Source organism: Sulfitobacter sp. 1A12779 (assembly GCF_043557315.1).
In the GTDB taxonomy this organism is placed as follows: domain Bacteria; phylum Pseudomonadota; class Alphaproteobacteria; order Rhodobacterales; family Rhodobacteraceae; genus Sulfitobacter; species Sulfitobacter faviae.
The window spans coordinates 21,337-29,012 of sequence record NZ_JBIFFU010000031.1 but is presented as its reverse complement, the minus strand read 5'-3'; the positions used below and the strand labels follow the sequence as shown (position 1 = coordinate 29,012).

Genomic DNA, 7,676 nt, shown 5'->3' with positions numbered 1-7,676 from the left:
CAGGCGCTGCATCGAGGATGGTATATTCATACCTACCGCCTAACCAAGCGCCGCACCGCAAACAAGTTGGCAATCCCCTCAAAGGTCTTGCCAACCGACGTCAGGGGTGAGACGCTCTCCATGCTTCCCGGCCAGTTCCTCTAGTCGCTCGCGTATTTCTTTGGCACCGCGCGCGCGGGCGTAACGCATCGGACCACCCCGGAAGGGCGCGAACCCGGTGGCGAAAATCATTGCGCCATCTATGGCATTGGCATCCTTCACTACATTCTTCCGCAGACATTCCACACAGGCGTTCAGCATCGGCAGTATCAGCCGGTCTGTCAGATCATCGGGGGCATTGTCCAGATCGGCATTTGGGTGCGGCGCGCCCTGTGACCAATCATAGAACCCCTGCCCCGCCTTTTTCCCGGTATCACCCCGCTTGACTTTCTTGCGAAGACCGTTGCTGATGTCCGCCATCGGTTTGTCCAGCCCGTCCTTAAGGCTCTCCGCGACATGCAGGCAAATATCCAAGCCCACCTGGTCGGCCAGGGCGACAGGACCCATCGGCATGCCAAAGCGGATGGCAGCCGTGTCGATGACCTCCTTGTCCACCCCTTCGTCCATCAACATCATCGCTTCCATCAGGTATGGCATCAGTGCGCGGTTGACCAGAAAACCGAAAGAGTCTGTGACCTGAACGGGGAGCTTGCCGATCTCGCCACAGAAGGCGGCAAGTCTGCAGATGACATCCTCGGCGGTTTCGGCGTGGCGCACGACTTCGACCAGATCCATTTTGCTTACCGGATTGAAAAAATGCAGCCCCGCAAAGTGCGATGGATCGGCTACGCCCTCCTTCAACTCGGTTAGGCGCAAGCTGGAGGTGTTGCTGGCAAGGATCGCCCCCTGTTTCATCCGGCCTTTCAATCCGTTGTAGATCTTTTCTTTCAGATCAGGCTTCTCCGGCACCGCTTCGATGATCAGATCTGCACGGGCGATGCCATAGCCGTGCGGGTCGGGCATCATGCGATCCAGCGCATCGCGTGTCTCAATGTTGGAGAGATGCTTGTTCTTGCAGACGGCCCGCGCCTGTTTGACGGCCTCGGCCAAGGGATCCAGCGCGACATCTCCCAGCGTCACGGTCTTGCCCTTGATTGCCGTCCAAGCGGCGATCTCGCCCCCCATCGCACCGGCCCCGATGACGTGTACATGATCGATCCCGTCCTCGCCCCGGCTGTCATTCTTCATGTTCTGTCGCAGAAAAAACACGCGGCGCAGGTTCTTCGAGGTGTCGCTGTCCAGCAACTTCGCGAAACTCTGGTTCTCCGCGCGCTGCATGGCGGCCCGGTCGTCGCCATGCTCTTCCCACATGTCGATCAAACGATGCGGCGCGGGGTAGTGTTGTTCCGGGGCCTTCTGCCCGGTCTCCTTGCGCATCTGCCGCGCGGCCAGGCTGCGCGCCTGATCAAATCCCATCGCGCGGGCCTTAAGGCCGGGGGCATCACGCTCGACCTCGCCCGCCTTGATCGCATCGACCGCCGCCGCCACATGCCGCTCTTGGGTGACCACATCGGCGATGCCCAGCTTGCGGGCCTTGCCGGTATGCGCGGTCTTGCCCGTCAGCATCAGAGTCATCGCTTTAACCGGGTCGATCAACGCCGGCAGGCGGAACGTCCCGCCTAGGCCGGGGTGCAGGCCCAGCTGGACTTCGGGAAAACCGAAAGACGCGCCCTCGACCGCGATGCGCCAGTCACATGCCAAGGCCAGTTCGAACCCCGCCCCCAAGGCCGCGCCGTGCACAATGCAGATCGTGGGGCAATCGAGCGCCTCCAATCGGTCCAGCACGTCGTGCCCATGCGTGAGCATCTCGGCCGCCCCCTCATTAGCCATGTCATCAAAACCGGTGATATCGGCGCCGACGGCAAAGCCCGCGATCTTGGCCGAGCGGATCACCACCGCACGAGGCTGGTCACGTTCCAGCGCCTCGATGTGGCTTTGCAACCCTTCGATCACGTCCTGCCCGATCGTATTCACGGCCCCCTCACCCCGATCCAGCGCCAGCCAGACGATACCGTCTGCCTCTCCATGCAGCCAAGGGCCTTCGCCGCGCGTCACAGGGCCCAGCTCAAGTTTCGTTTCGCCCAGATGTTCCAGTACAGGTCCCGTCATCATGCCACCTCCAGCAGCATCGCACCGCCCAAGCCGCCACCGATACACTCGGTTGCGATGCCGCGTTTCAATTCCCGGCGGCGCAGAGCGTTGACCAGATGCAGCACGATCCGATTGCCCGAAGTGCCGACCGGATGGCCAAGGCTTATCGCCCCTCCGTCGATGTTCAACCGGTTGCGGTCGATACGCCCAAAGGCCCCCTCTAGTCCCAACACTTCACGACAGAAATCCGCATCGTCCCAGGCGGCAATACAGGACAGCACCTGTGCGGCGAAAGCCTCGTTCAGCTCCCACAAATCCACATCATCGCGCGCCATATCGTTGCGCTGCGCCAAAGGCGTCGAGGCCAGTACCGGCCCCAAGCCCATCACGGATGGGTTCAGACCGGCCCATTCACTGTCCACGATCCGCGCGAGTGGCTCGAGCTTGTGCTTCTCGACGGCCTCCTCTGAGGCGACGATCACCCAGCTTGCGCCATCCGTAATCTGACTGGAGTTGCCGGCCGTGACCTTGCCGTAAGGTTTTTCAAACGCGGGCTTGGGTTTTGCCAACCCCTCCAGATCGCTGTCCGGGCGCACGCCATCGTCGTGTTCGTAGGCATTGCCGCTTCGGTCAAAGGCAGGCATGACTTCATCCTTTAGCCAGCCTTCCTTCTGGGCTAGGGCCAAACGGTGATGGCTGTCGTTGGCGTATTCGTCGGCGCTCCGCCGCGAAATATTGAACCGATGCGCCAGCACTTCCGCCGTCTGGCCCATATTCAGCGTTGTTATCGGATCTGTCAGCCCTCGTTCCAGACCGACGACGGGCTTGAAGAACTCGGGCCGCAGGCCGGTCATCGCCTTGGCCCGGACGAGGGGCCCCTTGGCCCGGGACATCTGCCCGAACCATTCGACCGCGGATTGCCGCAATACCAGCGGGGCGTGACTGAGCGCCTCTGCGCCGCCAGCAAGGATCATGTCGTGAGAGCCATCGAGGATATAGCGGTAGGCCGTGTCGATCGACTGCATGCCCGATCCACAGTTGATTTGCATCGAGAAGGCAACCATTTCTTCACCCAATCCCAACCGCAGGGCAGCCACACGGGCGGGGTTCATCTCATCTTGGATGACGTTGACGCAGCCCAAGATCACCAAATCCAAGAGCTTTCGGTTAAAGCTCTGCCGCGCGAGCAGTGGCCGTCCCGCCTGCACCGCCAAATCGACGGGCGTGAAGGGACCCGGCTTTCCTTTTGCTTTCAGGAATGGCGTGCGTGCGCCGTCAACAAGGTAAACCCGACGATTCATTCTGCTGCCTCCTTTTGCGACACCTGCGCATCCAGTCCGGGATAAAACCCGGCCAGCTCTTCGTGGGTGAAATCGTCAACGGCAACCACTTTGTGGACTAGGTCTTCCGTCTTCGCGATACGGTCGCGATCCTCCTGGCTGATGGTACCGTGCTCTAGGGCCTCATCCGGGGTCTGGTCTGCTTCGCGCAAGCGCTTCATCAGGGGTGCGGTGTCCATCACGGCATCATAGCAGTCGTTCAGCAACACGATGCCGTCGCGGTTACAGCCACCGTGCAGGCGGCCCACGATCCGGCTGCGTGTGGCGGAGGGTTCATAGATCAAACCGGCGGCCTTTTCGGTCAGCGCATCATCCGGGCCCGGCGCGCCGACCCCCGGCAGGGTCACTGTCCTCAGCAGCCATGCGGCCCAGCGGGCCGGGAAGTTCATCAAAACCTCGTCCAGCGCCAGCCTTATCCGGGCAAAGCCGCGTTCGGCGGCATAGTCCACAGCCGGCAGGTCCCCGCTTTGCCGTCCTTCGTCCTCCCAGCGTTTCAACGTGGCGCTGAGGATATAGAGCTCGGAGAGAATGTCGCCCATCCGACCAGAGATCATCTCCTTGCGCTTCAGATCGCCGCCCATGGTCAAAAATGCCATATCGGCGGTCAAGGCATAGGCCGCGGACCAGCGTGCCATCTGGCGGTAGTGCCGTTTTGCCGCGTCGGCGTCGGGCGCAGGGGCCAGAAACCCGCCGGTCCATGCGCGACCAAGAGCGCGGAAGAAGGTCTTGGTCGAATGTCCAACATGTTTCCAGAAGTGTTTGTCGAACGCCGTCAAGCTTTCCTCGGAGTCCTCGATATTCAGCGCTTTCATCTCATCCAGCAGGTGCGGATGCGCTCGGATTGAGCCCTGACCGAAGATGATCAGCGAGCGAGTGACGATATTTGCTCCTTCGACGGTTATCCCGATGGGAACAGCGCGGTAAAGCGCTTGCAGGTAATTCGATGGACCATCGATCACTGCCTTGCCGGAATGCACGTCCATTGCATCATTGATAGCGTCGCGCATGCGGTATGTGGTATGTGCCTTCATGATAGCGGATATGACGGAAAGCGAACGCCCCTCATCCAAGCCTGCACAGGTCAGCCGCCGTGCAGCATCCATCGAATAGCTGTCCGCAGCCAGCCGTCCCAGCCGCGTTTGAATGCCGCCGAACTTACCGATCGGCAGCCCGAATTGCTGGCGGATACGGGAATAGGCTCCGGTCGTATGCGCCGACAACGCTATCGCGGCGCACCCCATCGACGGCAGCGAAATCCCCCGCCCGGCGGCCAGCGCGCTCATCAGCATCATCCAGCCGCGCCCGGCGTATTCTTTGCCGCCTATGATATTGTCGAGCGGCACGAAGACATCCTTGCCCGTTGTCGGACCGTTCATAAACATGGTCTGGCTGGGAATGTGCCGTCGCCCGGTTTCGACCCCAGGCAGATCAGCCGGTATCAACGCACAGGTGATGCCGATGTCTTCTTTTCCGCCCAGATGCCCGTGGGGGTCCCGCAGCTTGAATGCGAGGCCCAGCACCGTACAGACGGGGGCCAACGTGATGTACCGCTTGGCCCAGTTCAGTCGGATTCCCAGCACCTCTTCGCCCTTCCAGGTACCCATTTCGATCACGCCGTCATCGATCATCGCGGTGGCGTCCGATCCGGCCTCGTCACTGGTCAGGCCGAATGCGGGCAATTCGCGTCCGTCGGCCAGACGCGGCAGCCAGTGGTCCTGCTGCGCGTCGGTTCCGAACATGTGCAAAAGCTCGCCCGGTCCAAGCGAATTCGGAACCATCACCGTGACGGCCGCCGCAACAGAACGAGTAGAAATGAAACGGACAACCTCGGAATGGGCAAAGGCCGAGAACCCAAGTCCCCCATATTTTTTCGGAATGATCATGCCGAAGAATTTATTGTTCCGCATGAACTGCCAGACATCTGGCGACAGATCGGCATCCTGTTCGTTGATCGCCCAGTCATTGATCATGCTGCACAATTCCTGGCAGGGACCATCAAGGAATGCCTGTTCTTCTTCGGTCAGATTGGGTGCCGTGACCGACAAAAGCTTGGACCAGTCGGGATGACCGGAAAACAACTCCGCTTCCCACCACACCTCGCCCGCTTCCAATGCTTCGGCTTCAGTCGCGCTCAGTTGGGGTAATACTTTGCGTGCCCACTTGTGAATGGGTTGAGTGATATAGTTCCGACGGAATTGGGGCATGTGCAGAATGGACCTCCGTACTTTTGGGCCAACGCGCTGTCGCACAGCACAGTTCCTTGATTCCTCATGTGAAACGAACGCGCCATAGCATTTGGCAAGCAGCGGCCCTGAGAAAGTCGCTCCCAACGATGGGGCGACAGAATTTTGCGGCGCCTCCCGCATAGGGGCCAAACGCAAAGTGCTCACCGATCATTCAGCTGGGGCAGGCTCTATATTTCTGGAAACGCCATCCTCGGTCGAGAGCGCCTCAATTGCGGTATCAGCCTCTTCAGGTGCCGTGGCGACTTCCTCGCCCATCCAGTAAACAATAATGCCAATGCCAAAGATCACTACCGCGGCCATTCCGATCAAAGGGCCGATATGGCGACGCTCCTGCTTTTTGAGATTTGCATCTGGCGGAGTCATTCTGTGCCCTTCCTTACGTCATTTCAGTCATGTTCAGCATCGTTGCTCACGATGCACATAGGCAAGCTGTCCAGAACTTTGGTGAACAGGTCACCTAGGAAGAAAACCATTGGCAGGACGCATTGTTCCAACGCCACGCCGGCAGTACATCGCTCCCACCGGGCAGATCTTGCGTCCACTTACATCCGCGCGGTCCACACCGCGAAGGGCTGAGCCGCTGCAAAATGCACCGTCCCTCTCGTCGTCCTGTCATGGCAGGTTGGCCGGATTATGTTGCTAAGGGATTGATTTCCTTTTCGGCAAGCACGGTAAGCTTGTGATCCGCAGCTTGCTCTTCCGTCAGAATCGCCCGCAGATCCTTCTCATCCTCGCCCAGGCCGAGTTGCTTCGCCCAAGCGGCCAAGGTGCCGTACACGGCCATTTCATAGTGTTCGATCCGCTGCGCTGAGGCGATGATACCCGCATCCCGTTGATCGCGATCTTCGATCATGCCCGCCCATTTGTCGGCTTCTGACACCAGCCGCTGCATCGAGTGATCCTTATGTTCTTCCGACGCGGCCTCATGGCGCCGAAGGATGGCTTCTACCCGCTCGAGATGACCTTGCGTTTCCGTAAGGTGGGCTTCCAAAACCTGTTTCAGGTCAATTTCATTGACGTCGTCGATCATACCGGGCAACGCCTTGACCAGTTGGGCCTCCAACGACCGGGCCTCCTGCAGTTCGGCGACATACATTTCCTTGAAGTTGTTCATAAGCATTATACTTGCTCCTTTTTACTGTTGCTCCCTCTTTGAAGCCTAGGCGGGCCAAGGGCCCTCGCTCAAAGATCCCTGCAACACAGGAAGGGGGCTTTTCTCGGCTGAAACCTCACGCCAGTTCCGCCCAGAAGTTTTTGCGAACCGAAGGCGGACCCAAGGCACGGTCTACCCATGGTTCTGCGGATCTGTCAGGGCGCTGCGCGCCGTTCGGATTCGAGGCTCACCTCACTAATGGGCCGTACCATTGAGGCCTGGGGACCCATGGCCCCCTCGCCTTCGGCTACGCTCAACTCTACCGTCGATCCGACCTTGAGAGCCTCAAATCCATCGTTCAGTACAGCATTGGGCGCAAAATAGATTTCCTGACCATCGCTTATTCGCACAAACCCATAGTTGTCGAACATCCGCACGACGATGCCCTGGGGCGGACCGGAGAGAGTTTTGGTATCCCCCCGCATCTTCTGGGAATGCCCTTCCAACCTTCGCTCCATCGCGTCGAACGCGTCGCGGATGACGATATTGGGGTCGAAATGATCCCGCCGGTCACCGGGATCATTGCTGATGACAATTTCATGTTCAGGCACGCGGACTTCGATCCGCAGATGGAATTCTTTGCCGTGATGTTGGCTTCGATGCGGCCGTTCCACGACGATATGGCAACTGTTGATACGATCAAAGTAGCGATGCAATTTCTGGACCCGCTCACGAATGCGCGCTTCAAGCGGTTCCGATTTTTCGACATTGTGCCAAGCGATTTCCAAAGGAGTGTCCATGTGAGTCATGCCTTCTTGCTATGGCCCGACGCCGCGCCGTTGGCTGTCAGCGCCGGCACCTGTTCTT

6 protein-coding genes are annotated in these 7,676 nt (G+C 59.5%); all 6 read right to left on the bottom strand.

The window, feature by feature from the left end; genetic code table 11:
• Positions 1–78: 78 nt before the first annotated feature.
• Positions 79–2,151: a 3-hydroxyacyl-CoA dehydrogenase NAD-binding domain-containing protein gene (locus ACGYLQ_RS19010; RefSeq protein WP_394444373.1), complete on the bottom strand. Its 2,073-nt coding sequence runs from the start codon at positions 2,149–2,151 to the stop codon at positions 79–81.
• The gene (locus ACGYLQ_RS19005) at positions 2,148–3,431 is read right to left on the bottom strand and encodes an acetyl-CoA C-acetyltransferase (protein ID WP_394444372.1); all 1,284 of its coding nucleotides are present in this window, start codon (positions 3,429–3,431) and stop codon (positions 2,148–2,150) included. The genes ACGYLQ_RS19010 and ACGYLQ_RS19005 overlap by 4 nt, the downstream gene beginning before the upstream one ends.
• Positions 3,428–5,674 (bottom strand): acyl-CoA dehydrogenase, encoded by a 2,247-nt coding sequence (locus ACGYLQ_RS19000; protein WP_368440039.1) that lies wholly within the window; start codon positions 5,672–5,674, stop codon positions 3,428–3,430. Before ACGYLQ_RS19000 ends, ACGYLQ_RS19005 begins: the two co-directional genes overlap by 4 nt.
• A 189-nt stretch (positions 5,675–5,863) precedes the next feature.
• The gene (locus ACGYLQ_RS18995; RefSeq protein ID WP_067938563.1) at positions 5,864–6,079 is read right to left on the bottom strand and encodes a hypothetical protein; all 216 of its coding nucleotides are present in this window, start codon (positions 6,077–6,079) and stop codon (positions 5,864–5,866) included.
• Positions 6,080–6,347: 268 nt separating this feature from the next.
• Positions 6,348–6,836 (bottom strand): ferritin-like domain-containing protein, encoded by a 489-nt coding sequence (locus ACGYLQ_RS18990; RefSeq protein ID WP_067942134.1) that lies wholly within the window; start codon positions 6,834–6,836, stop codon positions 6,348–6,350.
• Positions 6,837–7,024: 188 nt separating this feature from the next.
• Positions 7,025–7,609, bottom strand: a complete 585-nt coding sequence (locus ACGYLQ_RS18985) for an HPF/RaiA family ribosome-associated protein (protein ID WP_394444369.1) — start codon at positions 7,607–7,609, stop codon at positions 7,025–7,027.
• Positions 7,610–7,676: the final 67 nt, after the last annotated feature.